This is a genomic window from Streptomyces sp. ISL-12 (assembly GCF_018614415.1).
Classification (GTDB): Bacteria; Actinomycetota; Actinomycetes; order Streptomycetales; family Streptomycetaceae; genus Streptomyces.
This window is the reverse complement of the sequence record NZ_JAGGOO010000010.1, coordinates 94,255-111,149: the sequence shown is the minus strand read 5'-3', so window position 1 is coordinate 111,149 and position 16,895 is coordinate 94,255. Positions and strand designations below refer to the sequence as shown.

The 16,895-nt window shown below is 74.6% G+C and carries 15 protein-coding genes and 2 pseudogenes; 8 read left to right on the top strand and 9 right to left on the bottom strand.

What is annotated here, in order from left to right:
- From J7I94_RS02980 to J7I94_RS02965, 4 genes and pseudogenes are all read left to right on the top strand, one after another.
- Positions 1–436: pseudogene (locus J7I94_RS02980) on the top strand (glucose-6-phosphate isomerase); the annotation flags it as partial.
- Position 437: 1 nt separating this feature from the next.
- Complete coding sequence (gene gnd / locus J7I94_RS02975; protein WP_215164875.1) at positions 438–1,316, top strand: phosphogluconate dehydrogenase (NAD(+)-dependent, decarboxylating); 879 nt, start codon at positions 438–440, stop codon at positions 1,314–1,316.
- Between the two features lie 6 nt (positions 1,317–1,322).
- On the top strand, positions 1,323–1,907 hold the full coding sequence (locus tag J7I94_RS02970) for a histidine phosphatase family protein (RefSeq protein WP_215164874.1): 585 nt from the start codon (positions 1,323–1,325) through the stop codon (positions 1,905–1,907).
- Between the two features lie 59 nt (positions 1,908–1,966).
- Positions 1,967–3,430, top strand: coding sequence for a membrane-associated oxidoreductase (locus tag J7I94_RS02965; RefSeq protein ID WP_215164873.1), 1,464 nt, complete (start codon positions 1,967–1,969; stop codon positions 3,428–3,430).
- On the opposite strand, the gene J7I94_RS02960 is transcribed toward J7I94_RS02965, so the two are convergent.
- Positions 3,417–5,222 (bottom strand): bifunctional sugar phosphate isomerase/epimerase/4-hydroxyphenylpyruvate dioxygenase family protein, encoded by a 1,806-nt coding sequence (locus tag J7I94_RS02960; protein ID WP_215164872.1) that lies wholly within the window; start codon positions 5,220–5,222, stop codon positions 3,417–3,419. The genes J7I94_RS02965 and J7I94_RS02960 overlap by 14 nt on opposite strands.
- A gap of 20 nt (positions 5,223–5,242) precedes the next feature.
- On the bottom strand, positions 5,243–6,121 hold the full coding sequence (locus tag J7I94_RS02955; RefSeq protein ID WP_215164871.1) for a shikimate dehydrogenase: 879 nt from the start codon (positions 6,119–6,121) through the stop codon (positions 5,243–5,245).
- A gap of 119 nt (positions 6,122–6,240) precedes the next feature.
- On the opposite strand from J7I94_RS02955, the gene J7I94_RS02950 reads away from it, so the two are divergent.
- Both J7I94_RS02950 and J7I94_RS02945 read left to right on the top strand, forming a co-directional pair.
- Positions 6,241–6,906 carry a TetR/AcrR family transcriptional regulator gene (locus J7I94_RS02950; RefSeq protein ID WP_215164870.1) on the top strand — a complete coding sequence of 222 codons (666 nt, stop codon included), beginning with the start codon at positions 6,241–6,243 and terminating at the stop codon, positions 6,904–6,906.
- Between the two features lie 121 nt (positions 6,907–7,027).
- Positions 7,028–8,380, top strand: a complete 1,353-nt coding sequence (locus J7I94_RS02945) for an MFS transporter (RefSeq protein ID WP_215164869.1) — start codon at positions 7,028–7,030, stop codon at positions 8,378–8,380.
- Between the two features lie 118 nt (positions 8,381–8,498).
- Here the strand turns inward: J7I94_RS02945 and J7I94_RS02940 are convergent, their stop codons facing one another.
- Positions 8,499–8,945 (bottom strand): PPOX class F420-dependent oxidoreductase, encoded by a 447-nt coding sequence (locus J7I94_RS02940; protein ID WP_215164868.1) that lies wholly within the window; start codon positions 8,943–8,945, stop codon positions 8,499–8,501.
- A gap of 129 nt (positions 8,946–9,074) precedes the next feature.
- On the opposite strand from J7I94_RS02940, the gene J7I94_RS02935 reads away from it, so the two are divergent.
- Positions 9,075–10,379, top strand: a complete 1,305-nt coding sequence (locus J7I94_RS02935) for a serine hydrolase (protein WP_215164867.1) — start codon at positions 9,075–9,077, stop codon at positions 10,377–10,379.
- Here J7I94_RS02935 and ribA read toward each other — a convergent pair.
- On the bottom strand, positions 10,294–10,965 hold the full coding sequence (ribA, locus tag J7I94_RS02930; RefSeq protein ID WP_215164866.1) for a GTP cyclohydrolase II: 672 nt from the start codon (positions 10,963–10,965) through the stop codon (positions 10,294–10,296). The two genes, J7I94_RS02935 and ribA, sit on opposite strands and share 86 nt — an antisense overlap.
- 53 nt (positions 10,966–11,018) lie before the next feature.
- Between ribA and J7I94_RS02925 the strand changes: the two genes are divergently transcribed.
- Positions 11,019–11,813: a creatininase family protein gene (locus tag J7I94_RS02925; RefSeq protein ID WP_215164865.1), complete on the top strand. Its 795-nt coding sequence runs from the start codon at positions 11,019–11,021 to the stop codon at positions 11,811–11,813.
- 779 nt (positions 11,814–12,592) lie between these two features.
- Here the strand turns inward: J7I94_RS02925 and J7I94_RS02920 are convergent.
- From J7I94_RS02920 to J7I94_RS02900, 5 genes and pseudogenes are all read right to left on the bottom strand, one after another.
- Positions 12,593–13,354 (bottom strand): annotated as a pseudogene (locus J7I94_RS02920) (lysylphosphatidylglycerol synthase domain-containing protein); the annotation flags it as partial.
- Positions 13,351–14,262: a class I SAM-dependent methyltransferase gene (locus J7I94_RS02915; RefSeq protein WP_374198352.1), complete on the bottom strand. Its 912-nt coding sequence runs from the start codon at positions 14,260–14,262 to the stop codon at positions 13,351–13,353. The pseudogene J7I94_RS02920 and the gene J7I94_RS02915, both read right to left, overlap by 4 nt.
- Positions 14,190–15,374 (bottom strand): glycosyltransferase family 4 protein, encoded by a 1,185-nt coding sequence (locus J7I94_RS02910; protein ID WP_215164864.1) that lies wholly within the window; start codon positions 15,372–15,374, stop codon positions 14,190–14,192. The genes J7I94_RS02915 and J7I94_RS02910 overlap by 73 nt, the downstream gene beginning before the upstream one ends.
- A complete protein-coding gene (locus tag J7I94_RS02905) occupies positions 15,371–15,769 on the bottom strand; it encodes a 6-carboxytetrahydropterin synthase (RefSeq protein WP_215164863.1) in 399 nt (132 codons plus the stop codon). Before J7I94_RS02905 ends, J7I94_RS02910 begins: the two co-directional genes overlap by 4 nt.
- Before the next feature lie 86 nt (positions 15,770–15,855).
- Positions 15,856–16,833: a zinc-binding alcohol dehydrogenase gene (locus J7I94_RS02900; RefSeq protein WP_215164862.1), complete on the bottom strand. Its 978-nt coding sequence runs from the start codon at positions 16,831–16,833 to the stop codon at positions 15,856–15,858.
- Positions 16,834–16,895 lie beyond the last annotated feature (62 nt).

Below are 16,895 nucleotides of genomic sequence, written 5' to 3'. Positions count from 1 at the left end.
CATCGGCTTCGCCCGCCCGGTGGCCGAACTCGACGACCGGCTGAAGGCCCAGCACGACCTGCTGATGGCCAACTTCTTCGCCCAGACCCAGGCCCTCGCCTTCGGCAAGACCCCCGACGAGGTCCGGGCGGAGGGCGTCGCGGAGGAACTGGTCGCGCACAGGACGTTCCAGGGCAACCACCCCACCACCACGATCCTCGCGCGCGAGCTGACCCCGTCCGTCCTCGGCCAGCTCATCGCCCTCTACGAGCACAAGGTGTTCGTCCAGGGCGCCGTGTGGAACATCGACTCCTTCGACCAGTGGGGCGTCGAACTCGGCAAGGTCCTCGCCAAGCGCGTCGAACCCGCCCTCACCGAGGGCGCGGACGTCCCCGGCCTCGACCCGTCCACCCAGGCCCTGGTGGCCGCCTACCGCGAACTGAAGGAAGTGCACTGACATGCAGATCGGTCTCATCGGTCTCGGCAAGATGGGCGGCAACATGCGCGAGCGTCTGCGCAACGCCGGCCACACCGTCGTCGGCTACGACACCAACCCCGAACTCTCCGACGTCGACAGCCTCGTCGACCTGGTCGACCAGCTCGAAGCGCCGCGCGCGGTGTGGGTGATGGTCCCGGCCGGCGGCCCCACCCAGGCCGTCATCGACCAGCTCGGTGGCATCCTCAAGCCCCGCGACATCGTCATCGACGGCGGCAACTCCCGCTGGACGGACGACGAGAAGCACGCCGAGGAACTCGCCAAGCGCGGCATCGGCTTCGTCGACGCCGGTGTCTCCGGCGGCGTGTGGGGCCTGAAGAACGGCTACGCGCTGATGGTCGGCGGCGAGAAGGAGTGCGTCGAGCACCTCAAGCCGATCTTCGACGCGCTCAAGCCGGAGGGCCCCTACGGCTACGTCCACGCGGGCAAGGTCGGCGCCGGGCACTTCGCCAAGATGGTCCACAACGGCATCGAGTACGCCATGATGCAGGCGTACGCCGAGGGCTGGGAGCTGCTGGAGAAGGTCGACTCCGTGGACAACGTCCGCGAGGTCTTCCGCTCCTGGCAGGAGGGCACCGTCATCCGCTCCTGGCTGCTCGACCTCGCCGTCAACGCCCTCGACGACGACCCGCGCCTGGAGAAGCTGCGCGGCCGGGCCGCCGACTCCGGCGAGGGCCGGTGGACCGTCGAGGCGGCGATCGACAACGCCGTGCCGCTGCCCGCGATCACCGCGTCGCTGTTCGCCCGGTTCTCCTCCCGGCAGGACGACTCGCCGCAGATGAAGATGATCGCCGCGCTGCGCAACCAGTTCGGCGGCCACGCCGTCGAGTCCTCGAAGTAGCCCGGCGTGGGAGATCTGCTGCTCGTCCGCCACGGCGAGACGGAGTGGAGCCGGTCGGGACAGCACACCAGCCACACCGACCTGCCCCTCACCCCGCACGGTGAGGAGCAGGCCAAGTCCCTGGCCCCGCTGCTGTCCGGGCGGCCCTTCGCCCTGGTGCTCACCAGCCCCCTCGGCCGGGCCGTGCGCACCGCGGAACTGGCCGGCCTGGTGGGCGCGGAGACCGACGCCGACCTGCACGAGTGGGACTACGGCGGCTACGAGGGCGTGACCACCCGCGACATCCACCGGGCCCGGCCCGGCTGGGACCTGTGGACCGACGGGGTGCCGCCCGGCGCCGAGAGCCCGGGCGAGTCACCGGAGCAGGTCGGCCTGCGGGCCGACCGGCTGCTGTCCCGGGTGGAGCCGGCGCTCGCCGAGGGCGATGTGGTGCTGGTGGCGCACGGTCACTTCCTGCGGGTGGTGACCGCGCGCCGGCTCGGGCTGCCGGCGTCCGAGGGCCGGTTGTTCCAACTGGCGACGGCGACCCTGAGCCGGCTGTCCACCGAGCACGGGCACCCCGTGCTCGCGGAGTGGAACACCCGGTCGTGAACTCCCGGTGGCCGGGGCCTGGTTGACAGGCCCCGGCCACCGCGTCAGAGTCCCCGCTGATGGAGATCAACGAGCTGACGACGGCCGAGGCGCGGGTGTGGCGGGCCTTCGCCCGGGGCGAGCACGTCGACTTCCGCACCCTCCCCGACGACGATCCCGCCGACGGCGGCTCCTGGGGCGCGGAGCGGACCGTACGGGCCGGGGTGCTGCGCGCGCTGCTGCTGGACGGCCCCCGGGAGAACGGCGAGGTCCCCTCGCTCACCCTCGCGGGCGCGCGGATCACCGGGAGCCTCGACCTCCAGTACGCGACCGTCGACCACCCGGTGCGGCTGCGGCACTGCCACTTCGAGGAGACGCCCCGGTTCTACGGCGGCCGGCTGCGCGAGCTGAACCTCAGCGAGTCCGTACTGCCCGGGCTGGTCTCGCACGCCGTGCGGGTGGACGGCGTGCTGCGGATGACCCGCGCCCGGTTCCACGGCACGGTGCGGCTGGCCGGGGCGGAGATCGCCGGGAGCCTGTACCTGGAGAGCGCGCGGATCGACGCGCCGGACGCCGAGGGGCCGGTGCTCCAGCTGAACCAGGCCACCGTCGGCGCCGACCTGTGGGCGCCCGGACTGCGCACGCGCGGGGCGGTCCGGCTCACCGGCGCGTCGGTCGCCGGCACGGTCAACCTCCGTGAGGCCGTACTGGAGGCCCCCGGCGGAACCGTCCTGGAGGCGCCGTACCTCGTCGTCGGGGCGAGTGTGTCGGCCACCTGTCTGCGCACCCGGGGCCGCATGGACTTCCGGGGTGCCCGCGTCACCGGAGCCCTCGACCTGTCCGGGGCGAGCCTGTCCCGGCCCGGCGGTACCGCGCTGCAGATCACCAGTGCGGTCATCGGGGAGCTGTGGCTGTTCGACGGCGAGCGCGTCGAGGGCGCGCTCCGGCTGCGCCGCGCCCGGCTGGACAGCCTCCGCCTCGACCCGGCGATGGTGCCGGGCAAGGTGTACCTCAGCGACCTCACCTACACGGCGCTCGTCCCGCACCATCCGGCCGCGCGCCGCCTGCCCATGCTGGAGCGCGACGGCGACGGCTACGTCCCGCACTCCTACGAGCAGTTGACGGCCGCCTACCGCCGCATCGGCGACGACGACGCGGCCCGGCTGGTGCAACTGGCCAAGCTGCGCCGGCACCGCCGCACCCTGCGCTGGTACGGCCGCCTCTGGGGCCGGCTCCAGGACATGGCCGTCGGCTACGGCTTCCGCCCGCTGCGGGCCGGCGCCTGGCTGCTGTCCCTGCTGGCCGTCGGCTCCCTGACCTACGGGCTGCACCACCCCGAGGCGCTGAAGCCGTCCGAGTCCCTGGAGTTCAGCCCGGTGTTCTACACGCTCGACCTGCTGCTGCCGATCATCTCCTTCGGGCAGGAGACGGCGTTCGCCCCGCGCGGCGGGTACCAGTGGCTCGCCTACGTCCTCGTCCTCATGGGCTGGATCCTCGCCTCGACGGTGATCGCGGGCGTGACCCGCGCCGTCAGCCGCCAGTGACCCCCTGGGCGGTGTGCTGCGCGGCCAGGCGGACGGCCGCGTTGGGGGCGCCGTAGCCGCGGTAGCCGCCGTCGCGCTGGAGGAGTTCGAAGAAGACCCGGCCCACCGTGCGCGTGTAGCAGTGCCGGAAGACACCGTGCGCGTCCCGGTCGTAGAGGATGCCGAGTTCGCGGTACGTCTCCAGCTCGCCGTCGGCGAACTCGTAGCGGGCCGCCAGGTCGTCGTAGTAGTTGGCCGGGACGGGCAGCAGCCGGCCGCCGGCCGCGCGGAAGCGGCGGGCCGCCGCGACCACGTCGTCGGTGGCGAGCGCGATGTGCTGGGCGTGCGCGGTGTCGTCGGTGGGGGCGGCGCCCACCGTCAGCACGATGCGGACGGCGCCGTCGGCGCTGCTGACGGCGCGGCTGCGGAGCAGCCCGTAGGGGTCGGCGACGTCCACGCTCTGCTGCGGGCTCAGTCCGAGGACGCTGCGGTGGAAGAGCGCCGCCTCGTCGAAGTGGTGCCAGGGCTGGGTCAGGGCGAGGTGGTCGACGCGGCACGCCTCGTCGGCCTCGGGCGCCGGGGTGTCGTCCGCGAAGTCGGTGCGCCAGTCTGGGCCGTCGGCGCCGGGGGCGGCGCAGAAGAAGAGTTCCGTGCCGTCGGGGGCGGCGACCGCGTCCAGCGGCGCGTCCTCGGGGGCGCGGCGGCGCGGCAGGACCGGCGCCAGCAGGGCCTCGGCGCGGCGGGCCGCCCCGGCGGGGTCGGGGGTGGTCAGGCCGACGGCGGCGAGCCGGGTGCCGTCGCGGCGCTCGGCCGGGCCGGTGTTGACCAGGATGCGGGCCTCGCCCTGCTGCCACAGGGCGACGGGTTTGCCGCGGTGCCGGGCGACGCGGGTGAAGCCGAGGGCGCCGAGCAGCGCGGTGACCGGCCGGTCGTCCGGCGTGACCAGCTCGGCGAAGGCGACGCCGGTGGGGACGACGGGCGGGGGCGGCGACGCGGTGCCGACCTCCTCCTGGAGCAGGCGCAGGGAGCGCTGGGCGTCCACGGCGGTCGGGGCGGCCTCGGACTGCCGGAAGACGTCGTTGAACACCTCCAGGGAGAGCGGGCCGTCGTAGCCGGTGCGCAGGACGCGCCGGACCAGTCCCGCGACGTCGAAGCCGCCCTGGCCCGGGAAGCAGCGGTAGTGGCGGCTCCACTGGAGGACGTCCATGGCGAGCCGGGGCGCGTCCGCGAGCTGGAGGAAGAAGATCTTCTCGCCGGGGATGTCGGCGATCCCGTCGAGGGCCTCGGGCTCGCTGTTCCGGGAGAGGATGTGGAAGCTGTCCAGGCAGGTGCCGAGCGCGGGGTGGCCGGCGGCCTCGACGACGCGCCAGGCGTGGTCGTAGGTGCTGATGTGCCGGCCCCAGGCGAGCGCCTCGTAGGCGACGCGGATGCCGTGGTCCGCGGCGAGCGAGGCGACCCGGGCGAGCTGCTCGGCGGCGAGGGCGTCGTCGTCGATCGCGTCCGGGCGGACGCTGGAGCAGACCAGGACGGTGTCGGTGCCGAGCCTGCGCATCAGCTCGAACTTGTGCCGGGCGCGCCGCAGGCTCCGGGCGAACTCCTCCTCGGGCAGCGCCTCCAGGTCCCGCATCGGCTGGTAGAGGTCGATGCCGAGGCCGAGGTCGGCGCAGCGGGCGCGGATCTCCTCGGGGGTGAGGGGGCTGGCCAGCAGGTCGTTCTCGAAGATCTCCACGCCGTCGAACCCAGCCAGGGAGGCGGCGGTCAGCTTCTCGGTGAGGGAGCCGCTGAGGGAGACGGTGGCGATGGACGTACGCACGTCGGTACCTCTTCCTGGGGCTATCGGGGCGTGGCGACGGCGCCGGCCAGTTCCCGGAGGTCGGCGAGCATGGCCGTGCTGTCGGGTTCCCGTCCGGTGAACAGCCGGAACGCGTCCACCGCCTGGAAGACCGCCATGCCGCCGCCGTCGAGGGTGGCGCAGCCGAGCGCGCGGGCGGTGCGCAGCAGCTCGGTCTCCAGCGGCCGGTAGACGACCTCGGCGACCCACAGGTCCCGGTGGAGCAGCGCGGCGGGCAGCGGGAGTCCGGGGTGGGCGGCCATGCCGGTGGGGGTGGCGTGGACGATGCCGTCGGCGCGGGCCAGCAGGCCGGGGAGGTCGTCCGGGGCGGCGGGGTGGGCGCGGCCGGTGCCGAAGTGCCGGTTCAGGGAGTCGGCGAGGGCGGCGGCCCGCTCGGGCAGCGCGTCGACGACGGTGACCCGTCCGGCGCCCAGGGTGAGCATGGCGTGGGCGACGGCGGCCCCCGCCCCGCCCGCGCCGAGCTGCACGATCCGCTCCAGCGGTACGTCGGGCAGGCTCCGGGCGAAGGAGGCGGCGAAGCCGGTGACGTCGGTGTTGTGGCCGACGGCCCGGCCGTCGTCCTCGAAGACGACGGTGTTGACCGCGCCGAGTGCCTGAGCCTGCGGGGCGAGCGCGTCGAGGTGTTCGATGACGAGCTGTTTGCACGGGTGGGTGATGTTCAGCCCGTCGAAGCCCAGGTCGCGGGCGGCCCGCAGCAGGTCGCCCACCTTCTCGGGCGGGGCGCCGAGGACATCGATGTCGATCAGCCGGTACAGGTAGCGCAGGCCCTGCCGGTCGGCCTCCCGCTCGTGCAGGGCCGGGGTGAGCGACGGGCCGATGCCGGAACCGATCAGTCCGACGAGATACGAGTCCTTGGCCACGGGGGACCTCCAGCTAATGTACGAACCAGTACGTTAGTCATAGCAGCACAGCCCGGCGCGCGGAAGACCCGACCTTCTACAATCACCGCACCGATCCACGCCCCGGCCGAAGGAACCCGATGACCAGCGTCGACGAACCGGCACGATCCAACGGGCGCATCCGCGACGCCGCCCGCACCCGGGCCGAGATCCTCGACGTCGCCACCCGCGAGTTCGCCCGGGCCGGGTACGACGGGGCCCGCGTCGACGAGATCGCCGCCCGCACCCGCACCACCAAGCGGATGATCTACTACTACTTCGGCGGCAAGGAACAGCTGTTCACGGCCGTCCTGGAGCGGGCGTACGGCGTGATCCGGGAGGCCGAGCAGCAGCTCGACGTCGAGCACCTGGACCCGGTCGCCGCCATCCGCCGCCTTGCCGAGGTCACCTTCGACCACCATGAGCGGCACCCGGACTTCATCCGCCTGGTCAGCATCGAGAACATCCACGGCGCGGAGCACATCGCCGCCTCCGAACGGCTGGGCAAGATCGGTTCGCCGGCGCTGGACGTGATCCGCCGCATCCTCGCGGCGGGCCAGGAGTCGGGCCTGTTCACGGCCGACGTGGACGCCGTCGACCTGCACGCGATGATCAGTTCCTTCTGCTTCTTCCGGGTCGCCAACCGGGCCACCTTCGGCGCCCTGTTCGGCCGTGACCTGGTCGCTCCCGAGCAGCGGGAGCACTACCGGGCCATGCTCGGCGACATGGTGATCGCCTACCTGACGGCGGAGCGGGCGGCGGACTGAACAGGGCGGACCCTGTGAGTCACCACCTCTTGACACCGGGGACACCTGGGCGCAACATCCCAACCCAACCCCTAGTAACTACCCAGTGGGTTAATTAGGCGACGATGCCGAAGGAGCCGCCGTGTCCGTCCCCACCCCCGCCCCCGAGGCCCCGCCGGGGCAGCCGAAGAAGGCCGCGACCGCCGCCTGGATCGGCAGCGCCCTGGAGTACTACGACTTCTTCATCTACGGCAGCGCCGCCGCGCTGATCTTCCCGGAGATCTTCTTCGACGACTCCGATCCGGCGACGGCCACCCTGCTGTCGCTGGCCACCTTCGGGGTCGCGTACGCCGCGCGCCCGGTCGGCGCGTTCTTCCTCGGGCACGTCGGCGACCGCATGGGCCGCAAGAAGATCATGGTGTTCACGCTGCTGCTGATGGGGCTGTCGACCTTCCTCATCGGCTGTCTGCCCACCCGCGAGCAGGTCGGCACGCTCGCCCCGGTGCTGCTGGTCCTGTGCCGCGTCCTGCAGGGCATATCGGCGGCCGGGGAGCAGGCCAGCGCCAACTCCATGACACTGGAACACGCGCCCGACGGGCGGCGCGGCTTCTTCACCAGCTTCACCCTCAGCGGCACCCAGGGCGGACAGCTGCTCGCCACCCTGGTCTTCATCCCCGTCGCCGCGCTGCCCGAGGAGCACCTGCTGTCCTGGGGCTGGCGGGTGCCGTTCTGGCTGAGCGTCGCGGTCGCCGTCGTCGGCTGGTTCATCCGCCGCAACCTGGACGAGACCCCGGCCTTCGAGCAGCAGACTGCCTCCCAGGGCGTCGTCAAGCTGCCCCTGGTGGTGCTGGTGCGTGAGCACTGGGCGGACGTGCTGCGGGTGATCGGGGGCGCGCTGATCGCCTCCGTCAGCACGATCTTCACGGTGTGGGCGCTGGCGTACGCCACCAGCGACTCGGTCGGCATGTCCCGTACCGCCATGCTGTGGGTGGGCGCCCTGGCCAACGTCGTCGCGCTCGCCGCGATCCCGCTGTGGGCGACGCTGTCCGACCGGATCGGCCGGCGGCCGGTGTACCTGATCGGCGCGGCGGGCAGCGCGGTGACGATGTTCCTGTACCTGTGGGCGATCTCGACGGGTTCCTACCCGCTCACGTTCGTGGCCGGCATCCTCTGCTTCGGGGTGGTCTACAGCGCCGCGAACGGCGTGTGGCCGGCCTTCTACGGCGAGATGTTCTCGACCCGGGTCCGGCTGTCCGGCGTGGCGATCGGCACCCAGATCGGGTTCGCGGTGGCCGGGTTCGCGGTGACGTTCGCGGCGCGGATCGCCGGTCCGGACGGCGACGACTGGTCGGCGGTGGCCCTGTTCACGGCGGCGCTGTGCGTCCCGCCGGTCATCGCGGCGCTCACGGCCCGGGAGACCCACCAGGTCCCGACGGAGCGGCTGGGCGAGCGGGCGGCCGAGGAGCCGGCCCGGCCGGAGACGGTCACGGCCTGAGGGGGCCGTCCTGAGGGGGCCGTCCGGCCACGGACCGGGCACTTCCGCCCGGTCCGTCTGCTGTGTTCGTGCGGTCCGTGTGGTCTGTTCGTGCGGTCCGTCCGGTTGGTTCGTGCGGTCAGTCCCGGCGCGGCACGCCGTACACCCGGTCCACCCGCAGCCGTACCACCAGCCGCCGGTCGCGGACCATCGCGGCCCGGTAGTCGTCCCAGTCCGGGTGTTCGCCCAGGACGTCGCGGTAGAGGCGGACGAGTTCCTCGACCGTGTCGTCGTGCGGGTCGGCGGCGACCGGGGTCAGGTCGGCGGTGCCCTCGGCGACCGCGTAGGCCCACCGGTCGCCGGTGGTCACGTGGTAGGAGGCGCGGGGGTCGCGGCGCAGGTTGCGGGTCTTGGCCCGGTCGTCGGTGACCGACACGCGGATCGTGCGGTCGGCGGGGTCGTAGGCGTGGCTGACGTTCGACAGCTGGGGCCGTCCGTCCCGTTTGAGGGTGACCAGCACTCCGGCGTGTCCCTCGGCGAACAGCTTCAGCAGCGCGTCCCGCGTGGCGTCGTCGTCATCGGTCATGCCCGGGTGAACAGGCCGGCGCGGTGGTGTGTTCCCCCGAGGTTCCCGACGGCCCCGAGGTCTGAGGCGGTCCGGGGCGGGTAGACCGGACGCACCTCGGCGAGTGACGAGCACGACGGGAGAACGACGATGGCACGGCTGCGGCAGGAGACCGACCCGGACGAGGCCGGGCTGGACAGGGGCGCGCTGGAGCGGCTGGACGCACACTTCGCCCGGGAGGTGGACGCGGGCCGGCTGCCGGGCTTCCTGGTGGCCGTCGCCCGCGGCGGACGCGTCGCCCACCTCACGGCGTACGGCCGGCGGGACGTGGCGGCCGGGCTGCCCGTCGAGGCCGACACGCTGTTCCGGATCTACTCCATGACCAAGCCGGTCACCGCGGTCGCCGCGCTGATGCTGGTGGAGGAGGGCCGGCTGTCGCTGGACGACCCGGTGGCCCGCCACCTGCCGGCGTTCGCCGAGCCGCGGGTGTACGTGAGCGGCGAAGCGCCCGACGTCACCACCCGCCCGGCCGCCGGTCCGGTCCTGGTCCGGCACCTGATGACCCACACCGCGGGCCTGACCTTCGCGTTCTACCACGCCCACCCCGTGGACGCCCTGTACCGGGCGGCGGGCCTGGAGTCGTCGGTGCGGCCCGGCGCGGACCTGGCCGAGACGGTCGACCTGTACGCGAGCCTGCCGCTCCAGTTCGAACCGGGCACCCAGTGGAACTACTCCGTCGCCAGCAACGTCCTGGGGCGGCTGGTGGAGGTGGTGAGCGGCCGGCCGCTGGACGTCTTCTGCGCCGAGCGGATCTTCGGGCCGCTCGGCATGCCGGACGCCGGCTTCGAGGTCACCGACGAACAGGCGGACCGGCTGGCCGAGCTGTACGGCGAGCAGGACGGTGGCGGCATCGCACCCGTCCCCGGGCTGCCGCTGCGGGGCCGGCCGCGGTTCCTGTCCGGCAGCGGCGGCCTGGTGGCCTCCGCCTACGACGTCCACCGCTTCAGCGAGCTGCTGCGGCGCCGCGGCGAACTGGACGGCGTACGGCTGCTCGCCCCGGACACCGTGGACCTGATGACCCGCAACCACCTCCCCGGCGGCGCCGATCTGCGCGCCTTCGGCAGCCGCCCGGCGCACGACGAGCCCGGCAACGACGGCGTCGGCTTCGGCCTCGGGGTCTCCGTGGTGACCGACCCGGCCCGCACCCAGGCGCCCTCCGGGCTCGGGACGTACGGCTGGAGCGGGGTGGCGACGACGACGTTCTGGGTGGATCCGGGCCGGGACCTGACGGTGCAGTTCCTGACCCAGGTGCGGCCGAGGTCCTCGCACACGGTGTTCCGGGACCTGAAGCGGCTGGTGCACGAGGCGCTCACGGACCGACCGGCACCGGGGCCGCGGCGTCCAGGTGGGGCAGGTGGTGGTCCAGGCGCTCCCGTTTGGTCCGCAGGTAGGTGATGTTGCTCTCGCACGGGGGTATCAGCAGCGGCACCTGTTCGGCGACCCGGATGCCGTGCCGGGTCAACGCCTCCCGTTTGCGCGGGTTGTTGGACATCAGGCGGACCGAGCGGACGCCCAGGTCGTCGAGGATGCGGGCGGCGGCCCCGTAGTCCCGGGCGTCCACCGGGAGTCCCAGCGCGAGGTTGGCCTCCACGGTGTCCAGGCCCTCCGCCTGGAGGGCCATCGCGCGCAGCTTGGCGAGCAGGCCGATGCCCCGGCCCTCGTGCCCGCGCAGGTAGACGACGACGCCGGCGCCCTCGGCGGCCACGGCGCGCAGCGCGGAGGCGAGCTGGTCGCCGCACTCGCAGTGCCGGGAGCCGAAGGCGTCGCCGGTGAGGCACTCCGAGTGCAGCCGGGCGAGGACGCCCTCGGTGCCGATGTCCCCGTACACCAGGGCCACTTGTTCGTCGCCGCGCTGGTGGTCGAGGTAGCCGACGGCGAGGAAGTTCCCGTACACCGTGGGCAGCGGGACGGCCGTCACGCGTTCCACGTCCGTGCGCCGGGGTGCGGTCTTCTCGCCTGGTACGCCATGCGGTTCTGTCATCATTCCCGGGTTCCTCAACAGTTTCACGAGCTGAGACGAAGGGCCTTGCGGACATGGGTGGTTCAGGGATACCGGCGGACACCACGCAGGACGTGCGGGCCCGGGGGGCCGGCGTAGCGCGGCAGGTGGCGGTGCTGCCGGTGGGCAGCTACGAGCAGCACGGGCGGTATCTGCCGCTGGCCACCGACACGCTGGTGGCCTGTGCCGTCGCCGGGGAACTGGGCGCCGCGTATCCGGTGCACGTACTGCCCCCGGTGACGGTCTCCTGCTCGCACGAGCACGCGGCGTGGCCCGGCACCGTCAGCATCTCCGCGGTGACCCTGCACGCGGTGGTGCGGGACATCGCGGCGTCGCTGCGCCGGTCGGGCGTGCACGCCCTGGCAGTGGTCAACGGGCACGGCGGGAACTACGTCCTGGGCAACGTCGTCCAGGAGGCCACGGCGCGCGGTGAGCGGATGGCGCTGTTCCCGGCCCCGGAGGACTGGGAGGCGGCACGGCTGCGGGCGGGCGTGGCGACCTCGCTGCTCACCGACATGCACGCCGGGGAGATCGAGACGTCCGTGCTGCTGCACGCCCATCCGGAGTACGTCCGGCCCGGTTACGAGACCGCCGACTTCGTCGCGGACGACCGGCGTCATCTGCTCTCCCTCGGTATGGCCGCCTATACGGACTCCGGTGTCATCGGCCGCCCTTCGCTGGGTTCGGCGGAGAAGGGCGAGGCACTGCTGGCGAGCCTCACGGAGTCCTTCGGGGCGTACTTCTCGCTGCTCACGGGGGCGGGGGACGGGGTTCCTCCGTCCGGCGGGGGCGGCGGTCTCGGGCCGGCCGGGGGCGAGAGCAGCGCCTGACGCGGGCGGCGCGCCGGGTACGCGGCCGTCGGCCGTTCCCGGACGGGCCGGCGCAGGGCAGCCGCCTCGGCGCCGGGCTTCGGCGGACCTGCCGGCCCTCTTCCGACGGGTCCGCCGACGAACGCCACCGGTGCCTTCCGTCCGGCCCGGACCGCAGCCGCCGCGGTCGCCGTCGCCGCGGTCGCCGCAGCCATCGCCGTAGTCGCCGTAGTCGCCTTGGTCGCCTTGGTCGCCTTGGTCGCCTTGGTCGCCTTGGTCGCCTTGGTCGCCTCGGTCGCCTCGGTCGCCTCGGTCACCGTAGTCGCCTCGGTCGCCGCAGCGGTCTCGGTCGCCGCAGCCGCCGCCGTCGCTTCGGCCGCCACGGTCGCCGTACCCGCCGCCGTCGCTTCGGCCGCCACGGTCGCCGTACCCGCCGCCGTCGCTTCGGCCGCCACGGTCGCCGTACCCGCCGCCGTCGCCTCGGCCGCCACGGTCGCCGTACCCGCCGCCATCGCCTCGGCCGCCAAGGTCGCCGTACCCGCCGCCGTCGCCGCAGCCGCGCCGGGTGAGCGCGGGGGCGTGTGCGGGCCGCGGTCAAGTGCGGGCCGGCCGGCGGTGCCGAGACGGGCACGGGCCGGGAGGCGCCCGGTGGACACGGACCCGGCGCCGGGCCCGCGCCCGGACGGGGCGGGCCGCCGCCCACGGACGGCCAGGACCGCCGCGCCCGGCAGGCTCGCCGCGAGGACGAGCACCCCGTACACCACGGCGACGGCGAGCCCGCGCTCCGCGCCCAGCCCGGCCGCGCCGAACGACCAGGCGGTGACGCCCTCCCGGGGCCCCCAGCCACCCACGTTGAGCGGCAGGCTCATCGCGAGCAGCGCCAGCACGGCCAGCGGCAGCAGCGCGGCCACGGACGCGGCGCTGCCGGCGACCCGGGCCGCGAGCACGAACAGCGCCAGGTGCCCGGCCAGCACGACCGCCGACGACACCGCGACGCCGGGCCAGTCGCGAAGGACGGGGCGGCGGACTGGCCCCCGGTTCATCCGGAGCGCGGCGAGGACCGCCAGCGCACCCAGCGCCGCGAGGGCGGCCAGCGGTGCCAGGTGCCGGACCTCGTCCCGCACCGGCGACTCCGTCGTCACCAGCACCACCGCCCCGACGACGGCCAGCGCCACCTGCCCGGCGGCGCGTTCGAGGACCACCGCCTTCACGCCCCGGCCCAGGTCACCGGCGCCGCGCCCGTGCCGTACCGCCCGGTGCACATCGCCGAGGACGCCGCCGGGCAGCGCGGCGTTGAGGAACAGGGAGCGGTAGTAGGCGGCGACGGCGGGGCCCAGCGGCAGGGCGATCCGCAGGGCGCGGGCGACCAGCGTCCAGCGCCACGCGCTGCACACGGTGGTGACCAGGCCGAGGCCGAGCGCCGCCAGCAGCGCCGGTCCGTCGACGCGGCGCAGCCCGTCCAGGAAGGGACCGCCGCCGGTCCGCCCCAGCAGGACCGCGAGGACGGCGACGCCGGCGAGGGAGCCGAGATGGCGGCGGAGCCGCCCGGTGGGTGTGCTCACGTGTCACCGCCCGCCGGCCGGCCCAGCGCCAGCAGGTCGTCGTGGTGGACGGTCACCGCCAACTCCCCGGCGCGGCAGGCCGCGAGGCGCTCGGCCAGGTACCGCGCGGCCGGTCCGCGCAGCGTGGGCCGCTGTTCCATGGCCGCACCGGCCCAGCCGCGCAGCCACCGCTCGGTGAGCGCGGCCTCGTCGGGGCCCAGCCGCCAGGGGCTCGGCCGTACGTGGACCGTGGCGCCGTGCGCGGCGAAGGCGTCCGTGGCGACCGCCACCGCGTCCGGGCCGAGCAGGCCGCTGCGCCGCTGATGGGCGTCGAAGGCCGCGGCGATCTCGGCGTCCAGCGGGTGCGCGGGGGCCAGTTCGACGCGTCCGGCGACGGAGAGGGTCAGCAGCGCCGCGCAGCCGGCTCCGGCGCAGGCGGCGGCGAGGGTGGCGACCTCGTCGGCGGTGAGGACGTCGAGGAGCGCGGACGCCGTGACCAGGGACGCCCCGCGCAGGGCGTCCGGGGTGAGCCGGCCGATGTCACCCCGCCGGGTCTCCACGGTGACCGGGCTGCCGTCGGCGGCGGCGCGCGGGGGGTCGGCGGAGGCGAAGTGCAGCAGGTAGGGGTCGCGGTCGTGCAGGGTCCAGTGCTGGGGCCCGTCGAGCAGCGGGGCGAGCCAGCGGCCCATCGAGCCGGTGCCGCAGCCCACGTCGTGGATGGCCGGCGGACCGGCCGGCCGCGCGGCCCGGAGTGGTTCCAGCAGCTCCCGGGCGCGCGCGGCGGCGTCGGCGGGCTCGCGCAGCCGCAGCCACTCGGGGGGATAGCGGACCGCCTCGGCCGCCGCCTCCGTCCGCCTCATGCCGGCCTCCCGGACAGGTCGGGCAGCCGTCCCAGTACGGTCGCCAGGGACTGGGCGGTCGACGCCCAGCCCCGCAGGGACGTACGGCGGGCGCGGGCCGCGGTCCTGAGGCGGCGTCGCAGGTCGGGCTCACCGAACCAGCCGCGCAGCGCGGCGGCGAGGGCGGCGGGGTCCTCGGGCGGTACGAGGAGGCCGGGCACCGTGCCGTCGGGCGCGCGGCCGACCGCCTCCGGGAGTCCGCCGACGTCCGTGGCCAGCACCGGGACACCCCGCGCGAGTGCCTCCGTCACCGCCATGCCGTAGGTCTCGGCGCGCGAGGCGAGCACCATGAGGTCGGCGGTGGCGTAGGCGGCGTCGAGGGCGGCGCCGGTCCTCGGTCCCGCCAGTGCGATCCGGTCGCCCAGCCCGTGCGCGCCGATCCGCGCCCGCAGCCGGCCGACGTAGGACGGGTCCTGGCCGAGTCCGCCGACGCACGCGCAGGTCCACGGCAGGTCGGCCACCTCGGCGAGGGCCTCCACCAGCCGGTGCTGTCCCTTGCGCGGGGTGACGGCGGCGACGCACAGCAGCCGGGAGACGCCGTCGGTGCCAGGGGCGAGGGGCGCGATGTCGGCGCCGGGGGCGGCGAGGTGGACGCGGCCGGGGTCGAGGCCGTGGTGGGCGACCAGGCGGCGCACCGCCCAGTCGCTGGTGGCGACGGTCGCGGACACCGCCCGCAGTACGGCCCGCTCCCGGGCGTCGAGGTCCGCGGCGACGGCCGGGTCCAGGCCCGTCTCGTCGGCGAGCGGGAGGTGGACGAGGACGGCCGTCCGCAGCCGTCCGGACTCGGGGACGACGATCTCCGGTACGCCGCAGGCGACCAGTCCGTCCAGCAGGACCACGGCGCCGTCCGGCAACCGGCGCAGCGCGCGGGCGAGTTCGGCGCGGGCGTGGGGGCCGGGCCGGGGCCAGTCGCCGGCCACGGCGACCGGCCGCACCCGCCAGCCGAAGCCGGGCAGGTCCAGTCCGGTCCGCCGGTCGTAGGCGTTGCCGCCGCTGGGCGCGGCCGGGTCGTCGACGCCGCCGGGCAGGACGAAGTGGACGGAGCGCAGGGACATGGGGACGGTCTCCCCGTTCCTCGGGACGTTCCGCTGCGCGGGCACATGCGCCAGCCGGCCCCGCTCGGCGGCGGTCGTGTCGGTCACAGCGCACGCTCGTAACTCGCCCACGCCACATGCGACTCGTGCAGCGTGACGGTGAGGCCGGCCAGGCCCCTGGCGCCCTCGCCGAGCGCGCCCCGGTGGACCCGGTCGGCCAGCCGGTCGGCGATGACCTTGGCCAAAAACTCGGTCGAGGTGTTGATCCCGGCGAAGTCGGGTTCGTTGTCGAGGTTGCGGTAGTTCAGCTCGGCGACCACCGCGCCCAACTCCCGTGTGGCCAGCCCGATGTCGACGACGATGTTGTCCGCGTCCAGCTGCTCGCTCCGGAACGTGGCGTCCACCAGGAACGTCGCTCCGTGCAGGCGCTGCGCGGGGCCGAAGACCTCGCCGCGGAAGCTGTGGGCGACCATGATGTGATCGCGGACGGTGATGCTGAACAACGGGCGACCCTCCAGGTGTGGTACGTCTCCGAATGTGTTCTCCGGGTGCGGTGCGTCCGGTAGTACGGCCCGCCCCCGCCTCCCGTTCAGCGGCCGTACCGCACCCGGTGGCACAGCGCGGGCAGTTCTCCGGTGGCCAGCCGCGGCAGCACGTCCGGCAGTTCCTCGAAGGCGCACTCGCCGGTGACGAGGACGTCCAGCGCGGGGTCGGCGAGCAGGTCCAGGGCGAGGGCGAGCCGGTCGGCGTGGGTGCGGCTGCCGGACCGGGCCGGGGAGACGGTGCCGACCTGGCTGCCGCGCACGGTCAGGCGGCGGGAGTGGAAGGCCTCGCCGAGCGGCAGGGCGACGCTCCGGTCGCCGTACCAGCTCAGTTCGAGCACCGTGCCCTCGGGCCGGAGCAGTTCGAGGGAGCGGGCCAGGCCCGCCTCGGTGGCGCTGGCGTGCACCACGAGGTCGCGGTCGCCGAGGGCGTCCCCGGGCAGGGCGAACCCGGCGCCGAGCGCGGCGGCCACCTGGGCCCGTGCCGGGTCGGCGTCGACCAACTGGACGTCCACGCCGGGGAACCGGGCCAGCAGCGCGGCCACCGAACAGCCGACCATGCCGCCGCCGACCACGGCGATCCGGTCGCCGATCAGCGGGGCCGCGTCCCACAGCGCGTTGACGGCGGTCTCCACGGTCCCGGCGAGCACGGCCCGCCCGGCGGGCACGGACGGCGGCACCTCGGTGACGGCGGCGGCCGGGACCACGTAGCGGGTCTGGTGCGGGTACAGGCAGAAGACGGTACGGCCGACGAGCGCGGCGGGCCCCTCCTCCACCACCCCGACGTTGAGGTAGCCGTACTTCACCGGGCCGGGGAAGTCCCCCTCCTGGAACGGCGCCCGCATCGCCGCGTGCTGGCCGGCGGGCACCCGGCCGTCGAACACGAGGGTCTCGGTGCCCCGGCTGACCCCGCTGAAGAGCGTGCGCACCAGCACGTCCCCGGGGCCGGGCTCGGGCAGTCCCACCGGGCGGATCGCGCCCTGTCCCGGCGAGTCGAGCCAGAAGGCGGCGGCGGTGCGCGTCATCGGGTTCCTCCTGAACGGTCGGCGGGCGGCCCACGTACCGAGGGGGCACAGGCCGCTCACTG

What these genes read in the sequence shown, in the direction of transcription:
- gnd (WP_215164875.1), top strand. Translation starts at nt 438, where the DNA reads ATGCAGATCGGTCTCATCGGTCTCGGCAAGATGGGCGGCAACATGCGC.
- J7I94_RS02965 (WP_215164873.1), top strand. Translation starts at nt 1,967, where the DNA reads ATGGAGATCAACGAGCTGACGACGGCCGAGGCGCGGGTGTGGCGGGCC.
- J7I94_RS02950 (WP_215164870.1), top strand. Translation starts at nt 6,241, where the DNA reads ATGACCAGCGTCGACGAACCGGCACGATCCAACGGGCGCATCCGCGAC.
- J7I94_RS02940 (WP_215164868.1), bottom strand. Translation starts at nt 8,945, where the DNA reads ATGACCGATGACGACGACGCCACGCGGGACGCGCTGCTGAAGCTGTTC.
- J7I94_RS02935 (WP_215164867.1), top strand. Translation starts at nt 9,075, where the DNA reads ATGGCACGGCTGCGGCAGGAGACCGACCCGGACGAGGCCGGGCTGGAC.
- ribA (WP_215164866.1), bottom strand. Translation starts at nt 10,965, where the DNA reads ATGACAGAACCGCATGGCGTACCAGGCGAGAAGACCGCACCCCGGCGC.
- J7I94_RS02925 (WP_215164865.1), top strand. Translation starts at nt 11,019, where the DNA reads ATGGGTGGTTCAGGGATACCGGCGGACACCACGCAGGACGTGCGGGCC.
- J7I94_RS02900 (WP_215164862.1), bottom strand. Translation starts at nt 16,833, where the DNA reads ATGACGCGCACCGCCGCCGCCTTCTGGCTCGACTCGCCGGGACAGGGC.